The organism is Rhizobium sp. BK176 (genome assembly GCF_024808055.1).
On the sequence record NZ_JANUBV010000026.1, the window covers coordinates 1 to 19,322 of the forward strand.

The 19,322-nt window shown below is 61.1% G+C and carries 16 protein-coding genes; 3 read left to right on the forward strand and 13 right to left on the reverse strand.

Going from position 1 to position 19,322, the window contains the following annotated elements; genetic code table 11:
• Positions 1-118 precede the first annotated feature (118 nt).
• From FHT76_RS36000 to FHT76_RS36025, 6 genes are all read right to left on the reverse strand, one after another.
• Entirely contained in the window at positions 119-1,300 is a 1,182-nt protein-coding gene (locus tag FHT76_RS36000) for an acyl-CoA dehydrogenase family protein (protein ID WP_183758579.1), read from the reverse strand.
• 3 nt (positions 1,301-1,303) lie between these two features.
• Positions 1,304-2,155, reverse strand: a complete 852-nt coding sequence (locus tag FHT76_RS36005) for an enoyl-CoA hydratase family protein (protein ID WP_183758581.1) — start codon at positions 2,153-2,155, stop codon at positions 1,304-1,306.
• A complete protein-coding gene (locus FHT76_RS36010) occupies positions 2,152-2,946 on the reverse strand; it encodes an SDR family NAD(P)-dependent oxidoreductase (protein WP_210281060.1) in 795 nt (264 codons plus the stop codon). The genes FHT76_RS36005 and FHT76_RS36010 overlap by 4 nt, the downstream gene beginning before the upstream one ends.
• Before the next feature lie 7 nt (positions 2,947-2,953).
• Positions 2,954-5,272, reverse strand: a complete 2,319-nt coding sequence (locus FHT76_RS36015) for a bifunctional salicylyl-CoA 5-hydroxylase/oxidoreductase (RefSeq protein WP_183758585.1) — start codon at positions 5,270-5,272, stop codon at positions 2,954-2,956.
• Positions 5,273-5,398: 126 nt separating this feature from the next.
• Entirely contained in the window at positions 5,399-5,914 is a 516-nt protein-coding gene (locus tag FHT76_RS36020) for a flavin reductase family protein (RefSeq protein ID WP_183758587.1), read from the reverse strand.
• 158 nt (positions 5,915-6,072) lie between these two features.
• Positions 6,073-7,197, reverse strand: a complete 1,125-nt coding sequence (locus FHT76_RS36025) for an LLM class flavin-dependent oxidoreductase (RefSeq protein ID WP_183758589.1) — start codon at positions 7,195-7,197, stop codon at positions 6,073-6,075.
• Positions 7,198-7,302: 105 nt separating this feature from the next.
• On the opposite strand from FHT76_RS36025, the gene FHT76_RS36030 reads away from it, so the two are divergent.
• The gene (locus tag FHT76_RS36030) at positions 7,303-7,881 is read left to right on the forward strand and encodes a winged helix DNA-binding protein (RefSeq protein ID WP_246720211.1); all 579 of its coding nucleotides are present in this window, start codon (positions 7,303-7,305) and stop codon (positions 7,879-7,881) included.
• Positions 7,882-7,896: 15 nt separating this feature from the next.
• On the opposite strand, the gene FHT76_RS36035 is transcribed toward FHT76_RS36030, so the two are convergent.
• From FHT76_RS36035 to FHT76_RS36055, 5 genes are all read right to left on the reverse strand, one after another.
• Positions 7,897-8,727: an ABC transporter ATP-binding protein gene (locus tag FHT76_RS36035; protein WP_183758592.1), complete on the reverse strand. Its 831-nt coding sequence runs from the start codon at positions 8,725-8,727 to the stop codon at positions 7,897-7,899.
• Positions 8,720-9,598: an ABC transporter ATP-binding protein gene (locus FHT76_RS36040; RefSeq protein WP_183758594.1), complete on the reverse strand. Its 879-nt coding sequence runs from the start codon at positions 9,596-9,598 to the stop codon at positions 8,720-8,722. Before FHT76_RS36040 ends, FHT76_RS36035 begins: the two co-directional genes overlap by 8 nt.
• Complete coding sequence (locus FHT76_RS36045) at positions 9,595-10,419, reverse strand: ABC transporter permease (RefSeq protein ID WP_246712816.1); 825 nt, start codon at positions 10,417-10,419, stop codon at positions 9,595-9,597. Before FHT76_RS36045 ends, FHT76_RS36040 begins: the two co-directional genes overlap by 4 nt.
• A 52-nt stretch (positions 10,420-10,471) precedes the next feature.
• The gene (locus tag FHT76_RS36050) at positions 10,472-11,479 is read right to left on the reverse strand and encodes an ABC transporter permease (RefSeq protein ID WP_183758597.1); all 1,008 of its coding nucleotides are present in this window, start codon (positions 11,477-11,479) and stop codon (positions 10,472-10,474) included.
• 136 nt (positions 11,480-11,615) lie between these two features.
• Entirely contained in the window at positions 11,616-13,151 is a 1,536-nt protein-coding gene (locus tag FHT76_RS36055) for an ABC transporter substrate-binding protein (RefSeq protein WP_183758599.1), read from the reverse strand.
• A 319-nt stretch (positions 13,152-13,470) separates the two neighbouring features.
• Here FHT76_RS36055 and FHT76_RS36060 point away from each other — a divergent pair, with 319 nt between their 5' ends.
• Complete coding sequence (locus FHT76_RS36060; protein WP_183758601.1) at positions 13,471-15,636, forward strand: indolepyruvate ferredoxin oxidoreductase subunit alpha; 2,166 nt, start codon at positions 13,471-13,473, stop codon at positions 15,634-15,636.
• Positions 15,633-17,180, forward strand: coding sequence for an indolepyruvate oxidoreductase subunit beta family protein (locus FHT76_RS36065; RefSeq protein ID WP_183758603.1), 1,548 nt, complete (start codon positions 15,633-15,635; stop codon positions 17,178-17,180). The genes FHT76_RS36060 and FHT76_RS36065 overlap by 4 nt, the downstream gene beginning before the upstream one ends.
• 12 nt (positions 17,181-17,192) lie before the next feature.
• On the opposite strand, the gene FHT76_RS36070 is transcribed toward FHT76_RS36065, so the two are convergent.
• Both FHT76_RS36070 and FHT76_RS36075 read right to left on the reverse strand, forming a co-directional pair.
• Positions 17,193-17,699: a MarR family winged helix-turn-helix transcriptional regulator gene (locus tag FHT76_RS36070; RefSeq protein ID WP_016558305.1), complete on the reverse strand. Its 507-nt coding sequence runs from the start codon at positions 17,697-17,699 to the stop codon at positions 17,193-17,195.
• Between the two features lie 25 nt (positions 17,700-17,724).
• A complete protein-coding gene (locus FHT76_RS36075) occupies positions 17,725-19,314 on the reverse strand; it encodes an NAD(P)/FAD-dependent oxidoreductase (protein ID WP_183758605.1) in 1,590 nt (529 codons plus the stop codon).
• Positions 19,315-19,322: the final 8 nt, after the last annotated feature.

A 19,322-nucleotide genomic window follows, 5' to 3' on the forward strand; every position in this document is an offset into this window, starting at 1 on the left:
TGCGCATAGGCGTGTGCAGTCTCCTGCACCATGCGCTCCTCGTCCGTCAGCTGCTCCACCAGCCGGAACGGATCGGCCCAGTCGAAGATCTCGCGTGTTTGTAGCATTATGTCTCTCATCATTTGGTCTTCAGGAGTTCGCGCGCGATTATGAGCTTCTGCACCTCGGTTGCGCCTTCGTAGATGCGTAGCGCGCGGATCTCCCGATAGAGTTTTTCGACAATCTCGCCGGTCCGGACACCGCGACCGCCGAACAGCTGAACTGCGCGATCGATGACTGTCTGGGCCGTTTCCGTCGCCGTCATCTTCGCCATTGCGGCTTCCTGCGTCGTCGACAGCTTCTGCACATCGCGTCGCCACGCAGCCCTGTAGGTCAGCAACGTCGCGGCGTCGATCCCTGTTGCCATGTCGCCGAGGGCTGCTTGGGTAAGCTGGAGATCGGCCAGCTTTGCACCGAACATCTGCCGCTCTCTCGCATGCGAAAGCGCTTCGTCAAGGGCGCGCCGGGCAAAGCCCACGGCGGCGGCGGCGACCGAAGCCCGGAAGATATCGAGAGTGCGCATGGCGATCTTGAAACCTTCGCCCGGATCGCCGAGCCGCCGCGATGCGGGGATACGGCAGCTCTCGAAGCGGGTTGTTGCGAGCGGGTGCGGGGCAATGACATCGATGCGCTCGGCGATCGAGAAGCCGGGGTCATCGGCAAAGACGACGAAGGCTGAAATGCCGCGCGTACCCGGCGCCTCGCCGGTTCGGGCAAAGACCGTATAGACATCGGCGATGCCGCCGTTGGAGATCCAGGTCTTTTCGCCATCGAGAATGTAGTGGTCGCCGTCGGGGCGAGCCGCACAGGCCATGGCCGCAACGTCGGATCCCGCATCCTTTTCAGACAGCGCAAAGGCGGCCAGCCATTCGCCGCTGCGCACTTTCGGCATGACGGCGGCGCGAAGGGCGGCCGAACCGCTGAGGCCGATCGCTCCGGTCCCGAGCCCCTGCATCGCGAAGGCGAAGTCCGCCAATCCGTCATGCCAGGCAAGGGTTTCGCGCGCCAGGCAGACCAGGCGTGAATCAATCAGCGGGTCGGTTTCGGAAGCGCCCGTTGCCACCTTCAAAATTCCCGCGTCGCCCAACGCCCGGACGAGCCTGCGACATGCGGCATCGACATCGGTGTGGTCGATCATCGTCATCGCATCGGACTTGGCGAATGCGTCCAGCCGGGTTGCGAATTCGCGATGGCTGCTGTCGAAGAACGGCCAGTCGAGATGATCCCAGGATGGACCAGTCAATGTCGCGGGAATGGTCATAGTCTAGTTTCCCTCGAAGGTTGGCTTGCGCTTGGCGGCAAAGGCTTCAAAGGCGCGGCGAAAATCCTGTGTCGCCATGCAGATGGCCTGTGCCTGCGCTTCGGATTCGACCATCTCGTCGATGCCCATCGCCCATTCCTGGTTCAACATGGTTTTGGTCATGCCATGTGCGAACCACGGTCCGTCGGCCAGCGAGGCTGCTAGCTTGTGTGCCTCGGCGGAGAGATCGCTGCTTGGATGAAGGGCATTGTAGAAGCCCCAGGCATTGCCTTCGGCGGCGGACATGGAACGCCCGGTGTAAAGCAATTCGGCGGCGCGGCCCTGGCCGATGATGCGGGGGAGGATCCCGCATGCGCCCATGTCTGCCCCCGCAAGCCCGACGCGGGTAAAGAGGAAGGCAGTCTTTGCTTCAGGAGTCGCCAGCCTGAGATCGGACGCCATGGCGAGAATTGCGCCAGCGCCTGCACAGATGCCGTCGACAGCGGCGACGATCGGCTGTGGGCATTTGCGCATCGCCTTGACAAGATCACCCGTCATGCGCGTAAACGCAAGGAGCTCGGGCATTGCCATGCGCGTCAACGGCTCGATGATCTCGAACACGTCACCGCCAGACGAGAAATTGCCGCCAGCTCCCGATAGCACGATCGCCCGCACGTCCGATGCATAGGCGAGATCGCGAAACAGGTCGCGCAACTCGGCATAGCTGTCGAAGGTCAACGGGTTCTTCCGATCCGGCCGGTTGAGCGTGATCGTCGCAACGCGTCCGTCCTCGCTGACGTCCCAGAGGAAATGCCGGGGTTGAAGGTCCCTGAAGGAGCGCAGGTGTCCCTGCATGGTCATGTCGTTGTCGCTCATCCCGCCAAAACCTCCCCACCAGCCACTGCGATGGCCTGTCCGTTGATCGATGCGCTGCCGGGGGCCGCAAGCCACAGCACTGCGTCCGCGACCTCTTCGGGCTTTACGAGCCGGCCTTGCGGATTGGATTTCGTGAATTCGGCGAGCGCCTGTTCGGCGCTGCGCCCGGTTTTTTCGATGATCATTTCGATCGATCGCGCGATGATCGGTGTGTCGGTAAAGCCCGGGCAGACTGCATTGACGGTTATCCCCGTCTTTGCGAGTTCCAGCGCCAGTGACCGGGTCAGGCCAACGACGCCATGCTTGGCCGCGACATAAGCGGAGACGTATCCATACCCGGTCAGCCCCGCGGTCGAGGCGATATTGATGATGCGTGCCCCGTCTCCCCGTGCCTTGAGGTCCGGCAGCACCGCCTGGGTCACGAGGAAGACGCCGGTCAGATCGACGGCGAGCACCTCATTCCACATGTCGAGGCTGGTCTTTTCGAAGGCGGCGCTCGGGGCCTGGCCGGCATTGTTGACGAGAATGTCTACCGGGCCGAATGCCTTGCGGGCGCTCCCCAGTCCCCTGGCGATTGCTGCCGCATTTGTCACATCGAACCCATCGACGACATGAACACCTTCGGTTCCGATTTCATCGGCGAGAGCCTGCAGCGGCTCGCGCCTTCTGCCGGCGAGCGTCACATGCGCCCCGTCCGAAACAAGGGCACGGGCGATCGCCGCTCCGATACCGGACCCGGCGCCGGTGACGAGGGCGTGGCGGCCTGAGAGTTTGCCTGACGTGGTCATCATGACGCGCCTATTTGGCCGGCGCCGCCGTGGCGGCGCGGGCGAGGTTGGCCTCGTACTGATATTTGCCGGCCTGATATTGCTTCGGCCACGCTATCGAGGTCAGACCGATCTTGGCTGCTTCATGCAATGACCAGGCAGGGTCGGCAAGGTGCGGACGGGCAACGGCGCATAGATCGGCGCGACCGGCCGCAATGATGGAGTTGGCGTGATCGGCCTCCGAGATCGCGCCGACGGCGATTGTCGGAATGCCGACCTCGTTGCGGATCTTGTCGGAGAACGGGGTCTGGAAGAGGCGGCCGTAGACCGGCTGCTCGTTTTTTGACACCTGACCCGAGGAGCAATCGATGAGGTCAGCGCCGGCATCCTTGAACATCTGCGCGAAGATTGCCGCATCCTCGGGCGTGTTCCCGCCGTCCATCCAGTCATGACAGGACAGTCGCACGGACATCGGCTTGTCCTCGGGCCAGGCGGCGCGCATTGCCCGGAAGATCTCGAGCGGGTAGCGGGCGCGATTTTCGTGGCTGCCGCCATACTCGTCATCGCGCAGGTTGGTGACCGGCGAGAGGAAGCTGGATAACAGGTAGCCGTGGGCGCAGTGCAGTTCGAGCCAGTCGACGCCGGTCGTAACCGCAAGTTCCGTCGCACGGACATGGTCTGCCTTGACGCGGTCCATGTCGGCGCGATCCATCGCCTTCGGGACCTGGCTGTTCTTGAGATAGGGCACGGCGGAGGCCGAGATCAGCGGCCAGCCGCCTTCGCTGACGGGTTGGTCGATGCCGTCCCAGGCGAGCCTGGTCGAACCCTTGCGGCCGGCGTGGCCGATCTGGATTCCCATCTTGGCGGCGCTGTTGGTGTGAACGAAATCGACCAGCCGGCGCCATTGCGCGGCTTGCTCCTCGTTCCAGAGCCCGAGGCAACCAGGCGTGATGCGGGCGTCGGGCGAGACACAGGTCATTTCCGCAAACACCAGTCCGGCACCACCGAGCGCCCGCGAGCCGAGGTGGACGATATGAAAATCGTTCAGCAATCCATCCTGTGCCGAATACATGGCCATCGGCGAAACCACGATGCGATTGATGAGCGTGGTTCCGCGCAGTTGATAGGGCGTGAACATCGGTGGCAGGCACCTGTCGTTTCCGACAGCGACGCCCGATTTCTTCGCAAACCAGCGCTCGTAGCCTTCGAGCCAGGTCTTGTCGCGCAGGCGCAGGTTCTCATGGCTGATGCGTTGAGAGCGGGTCAGCATGGAATACATGAACTGCTGCGGCTCAAGCCTATCGGCGTAGCGGCGACCCACGACCTCGAACCATTCCATGGCGTTGCGCGCCGCATTCTGGATGCGCGCGACGTCGACACGGCGAATCTCCTCGTAGGTTTCGAGGACGGCCGGGATCGCTTCCCTGCCGTGTCCGTGCATCTGGAACTGCCTTGTCAGCTCGATCGCATCGTCGATTGCGAGCTTCGTGCCGGAGCCGATGGCGAAATGTGCGGTATGAGCCGCGTCGCCCATCAGCACGACATGCGAGTTGCCATTGAAATGACTCCACTTGCCGCAGATCAGGCGATTGAAGTTCAGCCAGGCAGAACCACGCAGATGGCGTGAGTTGGTCATCAGCGGTGCGCCGTCGAGCACCTCGCGGAACAGGTTTTCGCAAAACGCGATCGAGCCGTCCTGATCCATCTTGTCGAGACCGTGGGCCAGGTAGGCCTCCTCGGTCGTCTCGATGATGAAGGTCGAGGTCTGGTCATCGAACTTGTAGATGTGCGCCTGGAACCAGCCGTGGTCCGTCTTGCGGAAGTCGAAAGTGAAGGCGTCATAGAGTTTGTTGGTGCCAAGCCAGATGTACCGGTTCGGCCGGGTGATCATGTCGGGTTGGAACACCTCGGGATAGTGGTTGCGGATCTTTGAATTCAACCCGTCCGATCCGATCACCAGGTCGGCGTCGGGGAAGTCGAGATCGGAGGTCACGTCGGTTTCGAAGATCAGCTCGACGCCGAGTTCCTCGCAGCGCTTCTGGAGGACGTTGAGCAGCTTCTTGCGACCGATACCGACGAAGCCGTGGCCGGACGTGCGCTGGCGGGTGCCCTTGAACCAGACCTCGATGTCGTCCCAGTGATTGAACGCATCCTGGATCTCAGCGGCACTTTCCGGGTCCCATTCCTGCATCGCGGCCATGGTGGCATCCGAGAACACGACCCCCCAGCCGAAGGTATCGTAGGGCCGGTTGCGCTCGACGACACGAATGGAGTGCTCAGGGTGAAGCTTCTTCATCAAAAGGCCGAAATAGAGCCCCGCTGGACCTCCTCCGATACAGACGATGCGCATCTTCATTCCTTCCCGGTCACGCCGCGCATGTGCCGGCGATCAAGTTATTTGAAGTTTAAAATATATAGAGGCAGAGCGAGGCGTCAAGGGTTAATCAATGGAATCCCGCAGGCGGTGGGCTCGTCCCTATCGCTCGAGCCTGCGATATCCACCATGCCAGTAGATCAACGCATCCTGGCCTTCAGTGACGCGAATGGCATTCACCTGGCCGATAATGATGGAGTGCGTCGCCCGGTCGATCATTTCCTCCAACGTGCAATCAAGGCTAACGGTGGCATCGACCAGCAACGGGGCACCGGTCGAAAGCGTGATCCACTCGGCGTTGGCGTAACGCTCAGAGCCTTTGCAGCCGTGGCGGCCGGAGAAGCGTTCGGCAATGTCCTGCTGGTGGCCCGCCAGCGAATTGACGCCGAAATGGCCGAACCGGCGAAAAAGCGGCCAGCTGGAAGACGACCGGTTGACGCAGGCCATGACCAGTGGCGGGTCGGCGGCCAGCGAAACGGCAGATGTGACGACGAGGCCGGAGCGCTCGCTACCCGTTCCAACAGTGATAACGGCGACATTGCCGGGAAGATGGCGCATGGCGGCCCGGAACATGTCCGTTGACGGTTGAAGCCCGCCCTGGCTTTCCTGAAGCAGCATGACAATCCTCCCAGAATGCGTGGTGTGTGCGCCCGCTCAACCGGAATTGGTTTTCCGCAATAGAGCATGCGCCGGTTCAGATGCTGGAGCGTTCCGTTCGCGGCGGTTGGAGACGTTGCGGCGACAGTGCCGAAAACGATTTGAGCGCCCCGCCAGGGTTAGACAGCAATATCGAATGCCTTGGCTGGACGGCGAATGCCCTCTGAGGCCAGGATCGGCAGGACCGTGTCGCGGAAGTACGGGAACTCCACCAGATAGTCCACGAACGAGAGCGTCGTGCCCCGGAAGCCGGCCTTATGCAGCGAAAGGATGCCGTCTGCGATCTGCTCTGGTGTTCCGACGAGCGGGAAGCCGCCATGGCCTGCGGCCATCCGGTCCCGGATCAGTGCCAAAAGGTCATGCGGGAAGGACTGGGCATGCGCAAACTGCAGGCGCACCAGATTGTCGACGGCGTCCCAGTCAGCATTGTCCTGCCCGAAATGACGAAGATAGTCTCGAGCCTCCTTCTCCGTCGGGCGGCAGACGACGTGTGAAAAAGTCAGGACGCCGACAGGGCGGCCAACGTCTGCAGCCTGCGCCTTCAGTGCGGTGATCTCGTCGACCGAGCGGGCGAGATCGATTGCCGGCGTGAACAGGAAATCGGCGTTGCGGACCGCGAAGTTGCGGCCTTCACCGGAGCCTGCCGCGTTCAGGATCGGGACATGGCCGGATGGCCGTGGGTCTCCCAGAATGTTGGTGAGCTTGAAGTGCTGGCCGTTCCAGTCGAAAGCCTCCTTGCGGCTCCACAGTGCCTTGACGACATCAAACCACTCTTGCGCATATTCGTAACGCTCGGCGTGACCGGCTGGAAGGTCGAGACCGAGCGCCTGATATTCCGGCTGGTTCCAGCCCGCGACGATATTCAGCCCGATCCGGCCGCCGCTGATCTGGTCGATGGTGGCGATCTGCTTGGCAACGACCGCCGGCAGGTTGGCTGCCGTATGGATCGTCGCAAAGACGTTGATATCGCGTGTCCGCGCCAGAAGTGCGGCCGCCCAGGTCATCGTTTCGAGCACGTTGCCGTGGAAGTTTGTATCGCCGCCATACCCGATCCAGCGTGCGATCGGGAGCATGAAGTCGATGCCGGCCGCGTCGAGGAGGTGGGCAAGTTGCAGGTTGTTGTCCCAGGAGTTCACCCAGCGTTCGGGAACCTTTGTTACCGACATGCCGCCGGAACAGTTGGTCGCGAAGGTCCCGAGCAGGAACTGCTGGTCGTCGAACATGGAGTTGCGCTCATTGATCATGGGTTCACCTCGTATTATTTGTTATAATTTATGATACAAACTCTATGATTAAATTTATCGCTGTCAATCGACAAATGCTGATGGACGCGGTTTTGGGTGGAGGCTATGTCTTGGCTTTGGGAGATCGAAGAGATGCAGCGCAAGGAACCGCATGAAAAGCAGCCTGATGCGGTGGACCGCAGCTGGCATCTGGCGCGCACAGCCGTCGAGGTGGATGTCGCCGAGATCGAGTACGCGCTGATGCGCGCCTACGAGGCGTTCGGCCGCTGGCAAACGGAGTGCCTCGCGTCGGTTGTCGATATTGCCGCAAGCGGTCCCGAGAATGCCATGCTGCACATCATCCGGATGAATGACCGCCCGAAAACGATCAAGGATCTCGCGCGTCTTGCCAACCGCGAGGACATTCCGAACATCCAGTACAGCCTGCGAAAGCTGATAGGGGCGGGGCTGGTCGTGCGCCAGGGCAGTGGCCGGTCGGGCGTCACCTATCAGGTGACCGAAAGCGGTCGTGGGGTCACTGACCAGTATGCGGACATCCGTGCGTCACTGTTGATTGCGGCCATCAAATCGGTTCCGAATTTTCCGCACAAACTGGAAGAGGCAACGCGGACACTGGAGCTTTTGACGGGTATTTACGAACAGGTTGCGCGCGTCGCTGCCACGCATCGTCGCTCGCATCCCTGACGCTCACTGGAAGAACTAAGCCTCGGCAACGCGGTCGAGCCAACCGGGCTCAATACGGGGCAGGGGAATGGCGTCAAGCAAGGCGCGCGTGTAGGCGTTTTCGGGAGCAGTAAAGACACGATCGCACGAACCGTGCTCTACCACGGTGCCGTGCCGCATCACGTAGACCCTGTCGCAGACTGCACGGATGACGGACAGATCGTGGCTGATGAAGGCCATGGACAGACCGAGGTCTCGCGAGAGTTCCTTCATCAGGTTGAGGACCTGGGCCTGGGTGGAGACGTCGAGCCCGGAAACGACTTCGTCGGCCAGAACGAAGTCGGGTTCGAGCAGTGCTGCTCGCGCAATGCCGACACGCTGGCGCTGGCCGCCCGACAGCTCATGCGGATTGCGATCAAGGCAGGCGGTCGGCAACATGAAGCGCTCGAAGATCGCGGCGATCCGGCGCTCTGCGCTCCTGGCGTCGTCTGCGAGACGGTGCAGGAGCAGGGGCTCCACGAGAATGCGCCGGATCGTGTGGCGAGGGTTCAGCGAAGCCATTGGATCCTGAAAGATCATCTGCATGCGTCTTCGCAGTGGCCGTAGTGCCGCGTCGGGAATGTCTGTGATGTCTTTCCCGTCGAAATGGATCGTACCGGCCGAAACATTGACGAGCCGAAGCAGTGCGCGGCCAAGCGTCGTCTTGCCCGAACCGGATTCACCGACGATGCCGACTGTTTCTCCACGCCTAATGTCAATGTCGACGCCAAACAGCACCTTGTGGCCGCCGCCCGGCTTTCCGAGCAGTCCGCGGGTCGCGCCGTATGTGACTTCGATGCCGGATGCGGTCAAAAGCTTGTCAGACATTTGGCCTCGCATCCGTTCCAATTTCCCGCCGCAACTGATCGAACACGGCCTGCGGGACAGGCGTCAGCCCGGCGTCCGGACGGTCATAGCGCGGGCTCGCCGCAAGCAGGGCCGCTGTGTAAGCGTGAGCCGGTCGCTCGAGAACGTCAGCACACGATCCGGCTTCGACGACCTTGCCCGAATAAAGCAGTGTCACACGATCGCAAATCTGTGCGACAACGCCGAGGTCGTGCGTTACGAAGATCACAGCCGTTCCATGCTTGTCCTGCATGGCCCGGATCAGACGCAGTATCTGCTTTTGCACGGTCACGTCGAGTGCCGTCGTGGGCTCGTCGGCAACCACGAGCTTGGGCTCCAGTGAGAAGGCGGCGGCGATCAGCACGCGCTGGCGCATGCCACCGGAAAGCTCATGCGGATAGGCCTGCAGCACACGCAAGGGATCGCGGATGTGCACCTCCTCCAAAAGCGAGATGGCCCTTGCATGCGCTTGCCGCACGGACATCCCACGTTTCATTCTAAGGCCATCTGTCAGCTGCGCTTCGATGCGCCGGCTCGGGTTGAGTGCCGTTTGCGGATCCTGCGGAATGAGCGCGATTTCGTTTCCGATGATCTGCCGCAATGTCCTCGGAGGAAGGGTCAACAGATCGCGATCCTCAAACAGAACCGAACCGCCAGTGACACGAATGGTGCGTGGCAGGATGCCGAGCAAGGCTTTTGCGATCGTGGATTTTCCCGCGCCGCTTTCACCGACGAGGCCGAGCACTTCGCCACGCATCATCTTGAGCGACACATCCCTGAGGATGGAAGCGCCGCCATCACGATCGGAAACAGCCGTCAGGCCGGTTATGGAAAGGAGAGGAAGATTGCTCATCGGCCCATCACCGGATCAAGGGCACGGCGAAGGCCATCGCCCAGCTGGTTGAATGCCAGGACTGTAGCAAACAGCGCGATCAGCGGCGCGACCATGACCCACCAGCCTTGATAGATCATCTGCCTGCCGGCAGCGATCATGCCGCCCCATGTCGGTGTGTCCGAGGAAACGGAAAGGCCGACAAAGGACAGGATTGCTTCGACGATCACCGCAATGCCCATCTCCAGGCTCACCAGGGCGATGAGGACCGGCGCGACGTTCGGCAGTATTTCCGAAAAAAGAATGCGTGCGCGGGAAAAGCCTATGGTTTGCGCAGCCGTTACATAATCCATCTGCGCCTGGGATTTCGTTTCGGACCGGACGACACGACAAAATCGCGTCCAGTCAATGATGACGATGGCGGCGATCACCGAGTGAACGCCGGCGCCGAGAACAGCAACAAGAAGGATCGACAAGAGGACGGGCGGGAATGCCATCCATATGTCGACAAGGCGCGAAATGACCCGGTCCGCCCAGCCGGCGTACCAACCGGCGATGAGGCCCAGCAACGTGCCAATCAGAGCTGCAAGCGTTGCTGCGACAAAGGCGACGAGCAGCGCAATGCGGGTCCCGAAGATCAGGCGCGAGAGCACGTCGCGGCCGAGATCGTCGGTGCCGAGCCAGTAGCCGGGCTCCGCACCGTCGATCCAGGCAGGAGGCAGGGTGCCAAGCATGAGGTCCTGTTCGAGCGGATCCTTGGGCGCGATCCATGGCGCGCCGACTGCAAGCAGGACGAGGATGAGGATGAATGCGCCGCCAAGGACGACCTTCGGTTGGGCCATGAGTGCGCGCCGTCGCCGTTTGGCCGCCGTTTGTTTGGGATAAGAAGGAATATCAACCATGACGCAGCCTCGGATTGAATGCGGCAACCAAGAGGTCGACAAGCAGGTTGACCAGAATGAACAGCACCCCGAAGACGAGTACGAGACCCTGGATCAAGGGCAGGTCGCGGTTGATGACGGCGTCAATCGCCATGTTGCCGATGCCGGGGTATGAGAAAATCCGCTCGACGATAACTGTGCCGCCGATGAGAAAGGTGAATTGGACACCCGTGAGCGCGATGGTCGGGCCGATCGCGTTGCGTAGCGCCTCCTGCACCACAAGGCGAAGCTCCGACATGCCTTTCAGCCGGGCGAGGAGAATGTAATCCTGCATCATTGCTTCGGACAATGCCGCCTTAAGGACACGGGCGATGATTGCAGCAAGCGGGAGGCCAAGCGCGAGCACCGGCATGACCATATGTGCGACGACATCGGAAAAAACTGCAAAGCGTAGCCGCGCGAGGCTCTCGATCAGATAAAACGATGTCGCAAACGGCATGTCGGTCGTAGGGTCGATGCGACCGGAAAGCGGAAACAGTGGATAGAAGACCCCGAGCATCAAAACGAGTGCCAGGGCCCAGACAAAATCTGGAACGGCCAGAAAAACCCCGTTCAGGGCGTCGACAACCGGTTCGAGCGGGCCGCGCCGCATGAGCGTGCCGACGACCGCGATCGTTACCCCCGATGCAACTGCAAGGACGAGGGCCGCGACGGCAAGTTCGAGCGTTGCCGGCAGGCGCTCGCCAAGCAGGTCGAGAACGCTGCGCTTGAGAGATATCGAGGTGCCGAAGTCGCCGCCGAGCATCGCCTTCAGCCACAAGCCGAACTGGACCGGGAGGCTCGCGTCCAGGCCGTAATGGGCGCGCAGAGCGGCAATGTCGGCAGCACTTGCGCCCGGCGAAATCATCATGGCGATCGGATCGCCGGGCACCACGCGCAACAGGACAAAGACGATCAGGGCGACGCCGAACAAGGTGACGGCTGCCATGACGACGCGGTTGAAGATAGAAAGCGCTATCATCAGCTCATTTTTCTCGCAGGACGCCGGATTTAGCCAACATGCGGCCGGTAGCGCCTGCAAAGGATGCCCTTTGGGAATGCGGACGGGCCAACTGACCCGCCCGAAGCCGGATTTATCATCCGGTGGGGAGCATGCTTTACGCCTTTGCGACGAGGGTCGGCTGCAGGGCGCCCGATACGTTCGGGACAACCTTGAGGCTTTCCTTGTAGACGATCGGCTGGGCGTATTGGAGAAGCGGGATTACATAGCCCTGTTCTGCAATATACTTGCTGACGGCCTTCCACCCGGCGATGCGCTTTGCCTCATCCTTCTCGCCCCAGAGCGGGCCGATCATGTTGTCGAGGTCGTCGGTATTCCAAACCGAATGCGGCGAGGGGCCGAACATCGCAAAGCCCGTCGACGTGGTTGGGTCACCGATCGCGTTGCCCCAGTTGTAAAAGGCAGCCGGCGCCAGCGCGTCGGCAGCACGCAGTTCGTAGTGCTTGGCGATTTCGTAGACCTCGATGTCGGCTTCGATGCCAACCTTGCGCCACATCCCCACGATCGCCTGGATCATCTCGTAATCCTTGGGCTTGAAGCCCCGCGTGGTCTGGATCTTGAACTTGACGGGCTTTTTCGGCGAGTAACCGGATGCGGCGAGCAGCGCCTTTGCCTTCTCGGCATCGAAGCCGACGACGATCGACGGATCGAAGGCATCATATTCGGGCGCCTCCAGCGTGTCGATCGGCACGCCATAGCCGCGCAGCAGGCGGGCAACGATCGCCTTTTTGTCGATTGCGTGGTGGGCGGCCAAACGCACGTTCTTGTCCAGCATCACGTCGATGTTGTTGATGAAGATCATGCCGATATCGGAGATCGGGGTCGCGGTGCCCGAAAGCCCCGACTTCTTTTTCAGGCGATCGAAATCTTCGTAGGGAATTTCGAGCGTGACATCGGAAGAGCCGGCTTCGATTTCAGCGACGCGGCTGGTCGTATCGGGTACGAACTTGAAGACGACGGTATCGAAGGCGGGCTTGCCGCCGAAGTAGTTTGCGTTTGCCTTGAGGCGGAGAAAGGCGTTGCCCTCGTAAGCGTCGACCATATAGGGGCCGGTGCCGATCGGCTTCTTCTCGAAGCCTTCTGCACCGACTTTTTCATAATAGGCTTTGGGCAGGACGTAGCCGGTCAGAAACGCCATCCACTTGAAGTAGGTCGGCTCGAAGCGCAGTACATCGCCGGTGATGCGATGGCCCTCAATCTTATAGTTGCCGGCCGTCGACCAGATGAAGGAAATCGGATTTCCTCCCTTCTGATCGGCCGCGCGGGTCAGCGACCAGACGACGTCCTCCGGCGTAAACGGCGTGCCGTCATGCCATGTGACGCCTTCGCGGACATCCATCCAGACCTTGGTCTTGTCTTCATTCCATCCCCAGTCCGTCAGAAGCCCGGGTTGGAACTTCAGGTCCGGTCCCTGGCCGATAAACTGGTCGAAGATCGAGCGATAGATGGCCTGGATGGCCGGATTGACCGCCGACGGGCCGGTGGTGGGGTCGAAGGATGGCAGATTGACGTTGAAGGCTATCGTCAGCGTGCCGTTTTCGGCAGCCAAAACGATATTTCGACCGGCGAGAATCCCGGTAATGAAGGTTGCTGCGCCCAGGCTCAAGGCCTCGCGCCGAGTAAGCGTCGTCATAGTCACTCCGTTCCCCTTGTGAAGCGGAAGGAGGGTTTTCTTACCTGCCGGCCGCTGGCGATTTATTATCGGAATGCTTCAACCTTAAAATAAGTCACAGAAACCGGCAAGCGCTTTGTTGAAGCTTGAAAAATCCACTTCCGTGATCAATAATATGCTAGAGCATATAATTTTCGGCAGATGGCCATTGGTCATGCCGACGCCGGTGTGTAACGCCTTCAATCAAAGAAGGCATTTGCCGATTGACAGGGTCGCGCGCGCCGAAATATGCTTTTGCAAATGAATAGAAAGGCAGTCCGCATGGACGAAGGGGAATGCCATGGCCGAACGCTCATTTGCGCGTGAAGTCGAGGATCTGAAGCTGGGGGAAGGTGAAATCTTCCGCGGCGAAGGCATCCTTGCAATCACAAAAGCTCTCCTGCAATCCGGTGTGTCCTATGTCGGCGGATATCAGGGTTCGCCCATCTCGCATCTGATGGACGTGCTTGCCGATGCCAAGGACGTGATGGAGGATCTGGGCGTCCATTTCGAGACCTCGGCGTCGGAAGCCGCGGCCGCAGCCATGCTTTCGGCTTCCGTCATGTATCCGCTGCGCGGCGCCGTCACATGGAAGTCGACAGCCGGCACAAACGTCGCCTCGGACGCGCTGTCCAATCTTGCGTCCGGCGGCGTGACGGGTGGCGCGCTGATCATCATCGGCGAGGATTACGGCGAGGGCTCCTCGATCATGCAGGAGCGCAGCCACGCCTATGCGATGAAGTCGCAGATGTGGCTCCTCAATCCGCGTCCCAACCTGCCCTCCATCGTGCAGTCGGTGGAGAAAGGGTTCGAGCTGTCGGAAGCCTCCAACACGCCCGTTATGTTGCAGGTCGGCATCCGCAGCTGCCATGTTCACGGCCAGTTCGAGGCAAAGGACAACAAGCGGCCTGAGTTCACGCTGAAACAGGCCTTGGAAAATCCGGTGCGCGACGTCAATCGCATTGTCCTGCCGCCGGCGTCCTTCCTGCATGAGAAGGAAAAGCTCGGCAAGCGCTGGCCGGCTGCAGTCGAATATATCAAGAAGAACGAACTCAACGAATACTTCGGCCCTTCCGAAGGCGACATCGGCATCATTCTTCTTGGCGGGATGTACAACGGCGTCATGCGCGCGCTGCAGCAGCTCGGGCTTGCCGATGTCTATGGCAACTGCTCCGTGCCGCTCTATGTCCTGAACGTTGCCTATCCCCTGGTCGATGATCAGGTTGCCGACTTCTGTGCTGGCAAGAGGGCGGTCCTTATGGTCGAGGAGGGCGCGCCGGAATATATCGAACAGTCGCTGAACACCGTTCTGCGCCGTCGCGACATCCAGACGAAGGTATCCGGCAAGGACGTCCTGCCGCTTGGCGGCGAGTACACCACGCCTGTGCTGATGAAAGGCATCAGGGATTTCCTCGAGACGCATCAGCGTGTGCTGCTCGGCAATCAGCCACCGCTGCCTGACCCGACGCCGGTCCTCAACGATCCGAAGGTCAAGGCGCTTGCAGAAGTGGTGCCCCCACGTCCGCCTGGCTTCTGCATCGGCTGTCCCGAACGGCCAATCTTTGCGGCCATGAAACTTGTGGAGCAGGAACTCGGCGAGCACCATGTCTCGGCCGATATCGGCTGTCATCTCTTCTCGATCCTGCCGCCCTTCAATATCGGCGGCACGACGATGGGCTACGGCCTTGGCCCAGCCTCGGCCTCCGCTTTCAATGTCGATGCGGAGAAGCGGTCGATCTCGGTCATGGGGGATGGCGGCTTCTGGCACAACGGTCTTGCGACCTCGGTCGGCAATGCCGTGTTCAACAAGCAGGACGGCGTCATCCTTGTTGTCGACAATTACTATTCGGCCGCAACCGGCGGCCAGGACGTGATGTCCTCGCGCGCCATCAATCCGCGCCGCAAGACGAACAACTCCATCGTCAACGCCGTGAAGGGGATCGGCGCCACATGGGTTCGGCAGATCGACCGGACCTATGACGTTGCCAAAATGCGCGATACGCTACGCGAGGCCCTGACGACGAAAGAGCCGGGCCCAAAGATCATCGTCGCCTCGTCGGAATGCATGCTGAACAAGCAGCGCCGCGTGAAGCCGCAATTTGCCAAGGCCGTCAAGGACGGCCAGCGCATGGTCAAGGAGCGCTTCGGGGTTGACGAAGACGTCTGCACCGGCGACCACGCCTGCATTCGCCTTTCCGGCTGTCCGTCCCTGTCGGTCAAGCACACCGACGACCCGCTGAAGGATGACCCGGTCGCAGCAATCGACAACAACTGCGTTGGTTGCGGCAACTGCGGCGAGGTGTCGGAAGCGGCCGTCCTCTGTCCGTCTTTCTATCGCGCTGACATCATCCACAATCCGACCGGTTGGGATCGGTTTACCGCCCGCCTGCGTAGCGCCGTCATCGGCTGGCTGCAGAGGCGTCGCGCCTCCAGCCGCATTGTCTTCGTGGAGCAAGGCCTGCTATGAACGAGCAACGTCCCATGAGCACTCGCCTTTCGACCGACAAGCCAATCTCGCTGGCAATCCTTGCCATGGGCGGCCAGGGCGGCGGCGTTTTGGCCGACTGGGTGGTCGGAGTTGCCGAGAGCCAGGGCTGGATGGCTCAAACAACTTCCGTTCCAGGCGTCGCACAGCGAACCGGGGCGACGATCTATTATCTGGAACTCTTGCCGGCGCGCGATGGCCATGAGCCGATCTTCGCGTTGATGCCGACGCCCGGCGATGTCGACGTCGTGCTTGCCGCCGAGCTAATGGAAGCCGGGCGCTCGGTGCTGCGCGGCCTCGTGACACCAGACAAAACAACCCTGATCGCATCGACGCACCGTGCCTTCGCCGTCGGTGAAAAGGAAAAGCCCGGCGATGGCATCGGCAATCCCGTTGTTGTCGTAGAGGCGACGGATTTTGCAGCAAAGAAAACCATCGCCTTCGACATGGAAGCGCTGGCTGTCAAGAACGGCAGCGTGATCTCGGCCGCAATGTTCGGTGCCCTGGCGGCGGCCGGTGTGCTGCCCTTTCCCAAGGATGCTTTCGAAGCCATGATCAGGGCGGGGGGCAAGGGCATCGAGCCCAGCCTGCGCGCCTTCAACGCCGCTTATCAACGCACCGTGGAAAAACCGCGCGATCCGGTCTCCGACCGGCCGCACAAGCGGCTTGATCCCTTGCCGTCAAGCACTGGCCATGCGACGCTCGATGCTCTGCTCGACAGGATACGCGGCGAGTTTCCCGAGCCGGCACGCGCATTGCTTTTCGCCGGTGTCAAGAAGCTGACCGACTTTCAGGATCCGGCCTATGCCGACGAGTATCTGAACCGTGTCGGCGCGCTTCTGATGAACGACCGGGCGGCGGGCGGTCCGGACAAGGACTACGCCTTCACCTGCCAGGCGGCAAAATATGTGGCCGTGGCGATGGCCTATGACGATGTCATACGCGTGGCCGACCTCAAGGTCCGCGCTTCGCGCTTCGACCGCGTCCGCAAGGAAGTCGGCGCCAGAGACGACCAGATCGTCTACATGACAGAATACATGCATCCGCGCATGGACGAGGTTTGCGGCACCTTGCCGAAACGGATCGGCCTCTGGATCGAAAGTCGGCCGGCCGTCTTCAATCGCCTCGATCGCTTCGTCAACAAGGGTCGGCGCGTCAAGACGGGCACGCTGTTCTGGTTCTTTTGTCTCTATGCGGTGTCAGCCCTGCGCGGCACACGCCGCGGCACGCTGCGCAACATGCGAGAGATTGAACATAGAGAAAACTGGCTCACGCAGGCGCAACGGCTGCTTCCAGACGATTATGACCTTGCCGTCGAGGTCCTCAACAACCGGCGTTTGGTGAAAGGTTACTCTGACACCCATACCCGGGGTCTGTCCAAGTTCGACCGGGTGATGTCGGCACTGCCGCTGTTGAAGGGGCGCGAGGATGCAGCGGCATGGATGCGACGGCTGCGGCAGGCGGCATTGCTCGACGAGAACGGGATCGCACTGGATGGAGCGTTAAAGACGGTTGCGACGCTCTGACGCGTGGCGATCTCAAATCTCATGCTTGCGGATATTGTGCAGCACCTTGTGCAGCGTCGACAGGAAGGCGCGGTACTCGACTTCGTCCACGCCGTCGAACATCTGCAGGAAGAGGTCATACATGCTCGGCCAGAGCTTTTCGAACGCTGCCCGCCCTTCTTCCGTGATCGAAACGTCTCGGACGCGCATGTCCTCAGCCCGAGGCTGGCGCCTGATGTAGCCTTGTTCCTCGAGTGAATCGAGTGTTCGGCTCATGGTCGATTGTTCGGTCACCGCGAAGACGGACAGTTCGTTGATCGTAACCGACGACGCAATGCTCAAGACCGCGAGCGTGCGCATTTTGGCGGTTGTCACGTCCTGTTCCTTGAGCTCTTCTGCCAGATTGGCGTTCCAGCGCGCCATCAGTCGGTTCATCAGGTAGGGGGCGAAATGGTTGAGGCCGATCTCGCCCATCGTCGGACGCGTCTCGTAACCGTCTTCCTTGCGTCGCAGAACCGTACCCGAAAACCGTTCTTCCATGGATGAGCGTTTCCTTGTCCTTGCGTCAGGGGAGGGAAGATGCGAGCAAAAATCCGGAGCCGCCTGACAGACCGGGGCCGGGATGGGCCGATGCGCCGATATGGTAGAGACCCGGAATGTGGGTGCGGTGGTTAACAGAAGACTTAAACGGGCGCCAGAGGAAAAACTGGTCTATTCCGCAGTAGCCGCCATAGGGATCGCCGCCAACGAGGTTGATGTTCATTGCCTCGAGATCAGCGGGAGAATAAGCCGCGCGAGCCAGCTTGATCGATTGGAAATCCTCGATGTGTTGCGACAGGATTGCCTCGATGCGATCGGCGTAGCGCTCGCGAATGGCTTGCGTCCAAAGACCGTCGGATGTGGTTGCGATCTCGCCCGCCGCATCGCCCTTGATGAAGCGCGGCGCTTCGGGCAATTGCAGCCAGAGGATCGATTTTCCGTCTGGTGCACGGCTCGGGTCGAGAGATGCAGGCTGGCCGACGCAGATCGTCGGCTCTGCGGGCAGCAGGCCACGCTCGCATTCGTTGGCGGCGCGTGACACCCCGTCGAGACCGGGTGTCAGATGCAGTAGTGCGACCTTCCCGAGTTCCGGATTGGCCTTCCACCTCGGCGGCTCAGCCAGTGCGTAGTGGATCTGCATGTTGCCCTTTCCATAGCGGAAGCGCGCAACGGCCTCTGACGTCTCGGCGGGCAGAGGCTGCGGCCAGTCCTTCGTGAGACGCCCGTAGAGCTGGTTCGGCGTGGTTGAGCAGATGACACCGCGGTTGGCTGCGAGGATCTCGCCGCTCGCAAGCCTGACGCCGCCAGCCTGGCCTGAAGGGGATGTTGTCACCTGCGCGACGTCGGCTCCGGTTCGGATCTTGCCGCCATGATCGGAAATCAATCTTTCAAAAGCATTGAGCAGGGAGACTGCGCCTCCCTTGGCGATCGGGCAGCCGGCAAGTTCAATCGCAAAGCCGATGACCTTCAGCATTTCGGCGGAATACGCGGCTTCCGGTCCCAAGCCGCAATGCAGCACCCAAGGAGCCCACAGGGCATGAATATCCTCGGACTTATAGGTGGTTTCCAGATAGCCGCGGGCAGGGACCAGCGCCTCGCCGAACCAGGCGGCAAGTTGGCGAAGACCGCGTCCCCAGCCCTGCTTTGCGACGGCCTTCAGCGTCGTGCCAGACCACAGCGCGCCACCGAGAAGTGAAAACAGGAAAGGCGCGTCTGCACCGAGCTTGTTCATCTCGCTCGAGAAGACCATGCCGTCACCGGCGTGGAGCTTGTCGAAGGTCGCGACGTTGCGTTGCCGGTCCATGGAGAAGATGACATGCGAACCATCCGGCCGCAGGACGCCGGTCGGCAGATCCGCATGTGCGAATTCCAGACCGCGGGCTTCAAGATCCTTGCCGAGCACCCCATAGGCGGGCGAGGTCACAAACAGCACCATCGTCGTCGCCATCAGGTCGTGGACAAAGCCGGGCTCGGTTATTTCCTCGCTGCGCAGGCAGCCGCCGATTTTTTCATTCCGCTCGAGAACGAGGACCTTGCGGCCCTTCTTCCCGAGCATCGCGGCTGCCACCAGCGCGTTTATGCCACTCCCGACAACGATGTAGTCGTATTCAGCCATTGTGTCGC

What these genes read in the sequence shown, in the direction of transcription:
- FHT76_RS36035 (WP_183758592.1), bottom strand. Translation starts at nt 8,727, where the DNA reads ATGTCTGACAAGCTTTTGACCGCATCCGGCATCGAAGTCACATACGGC.
- FHT76_RS36000 (WP_183758579.1), bottom strand. Translation starts at nt 1,300, where the DNA reads ATGACCATTCCCGCGACATTGACTGGTCCATCCTGGGATCATCTCGAC.
- FHT76_RS36015 (WP_183758585.1), bottom strand. Translation starts at nt 5,272, where the DNA reads ATGCGCATCGTCTGTATCGGAGGAGGTCCAGCGGGGCTCTATTTCGGC.
- FHT76_RS36025 (WP_183758589.1), bottom strand. Translation starts at nt 7,197, where the DNA reads ATGATCAATGAGCGCAACTCCATGTTCGACGACCAGCAGTTCCTGCTC.
- FHT76_RS36065 (WP_183758603.1), top strand. Translation starts at nt 15,633, where the DNA reads ATGAACGAGCAACGTCCCATGAGCACTCGCCTTTCGACCGACAAGCCA.
- FHT76_RS36060 (WP_183758601.1), top strand. Translation starts at nt 13,471, where the DNA reads ATGGCCGAACGCTCATTTGCGCGTGAAGTCGAGGATCTGAAGCTGGGG.
- FHT76_RS36075 (WP_183758605.1), bottom strand. Translation starts at nt 19,314, where the DNA reads ATGGCTGAATACGACTACATCGTTGTCGGGAGTGGCATAAACGCGCTG.
- FHT76_RS36050 (WP_183758597.1), bottom strand. Translation starts at nt 11,479, where the DNA reads ATGATAGCGCTTTCTATCTTCAACCGCGTCGTCATGGCAGCCGTCACC.
- FHT76_RS36055 (WP_183758599.1), bottom strand. Translation starts at nt 13,151, where the DNA reads ATGACGACGCTTACTCGGCGCGAGGCCTTGAGCCTGGGCGCAGCAACC.
- FHT76_RS36010 (WP_210281060.1), bottom strand. Translation starts at nt 2,946, where the DNA reads ATGATGACCACGTCAGGCAAACTCTCAGGCCGCCACGCCCTCGTCACC.
- FHT76_RS36030 (WP_246720211.1), top strand. Translation starts at nt 7,303, where the DNA reads ATGTCTTGGCTTTGGGAGATCGAAGAGATGCAGCGCAAGGAACCGCAT.
- FHT76_RS36040 (WP_183758594.1), bottom strand. Translation starts at nt 9,598, where the DNA reads ATGAGCAATCTTCCTCTCCTTTCCATAACCGGCCTGACGGCTGTTTCC.
- FHT76_RS36070 (WP_016558305.1), bottom strand. Translation starts at nt 17,699, where the DNA reads ATGGAAGAACGGTTTTCGGGTACGGTTCTGCGACGCAAGGAAGACGGT.
- FHT76_RS36045 (WP_246712816.1), bottom strand. Translation starts at nt 10,419, where the DNA reads ATGGCCCAACCGAAGGTCGTCCTTGGCGGCGCATTCATCCTCATCCTC.
- FHT76_RS36005 (WP_183758581.1), bottom strand. Translation starts at nt 2,155, where the DNA reads ATGAGCGACAACGACATGACCATGCAGGGACACCTGCGCTCCTTCAGG.
- FHT76_RS36020 (WP_183758587.1), bottom strand. Translation starts at nt 5,914, where the DNA reads ATGCTGCTTCAGGAAAGCCAGGGCGGGCTTCAACCGTCAACGGACATG.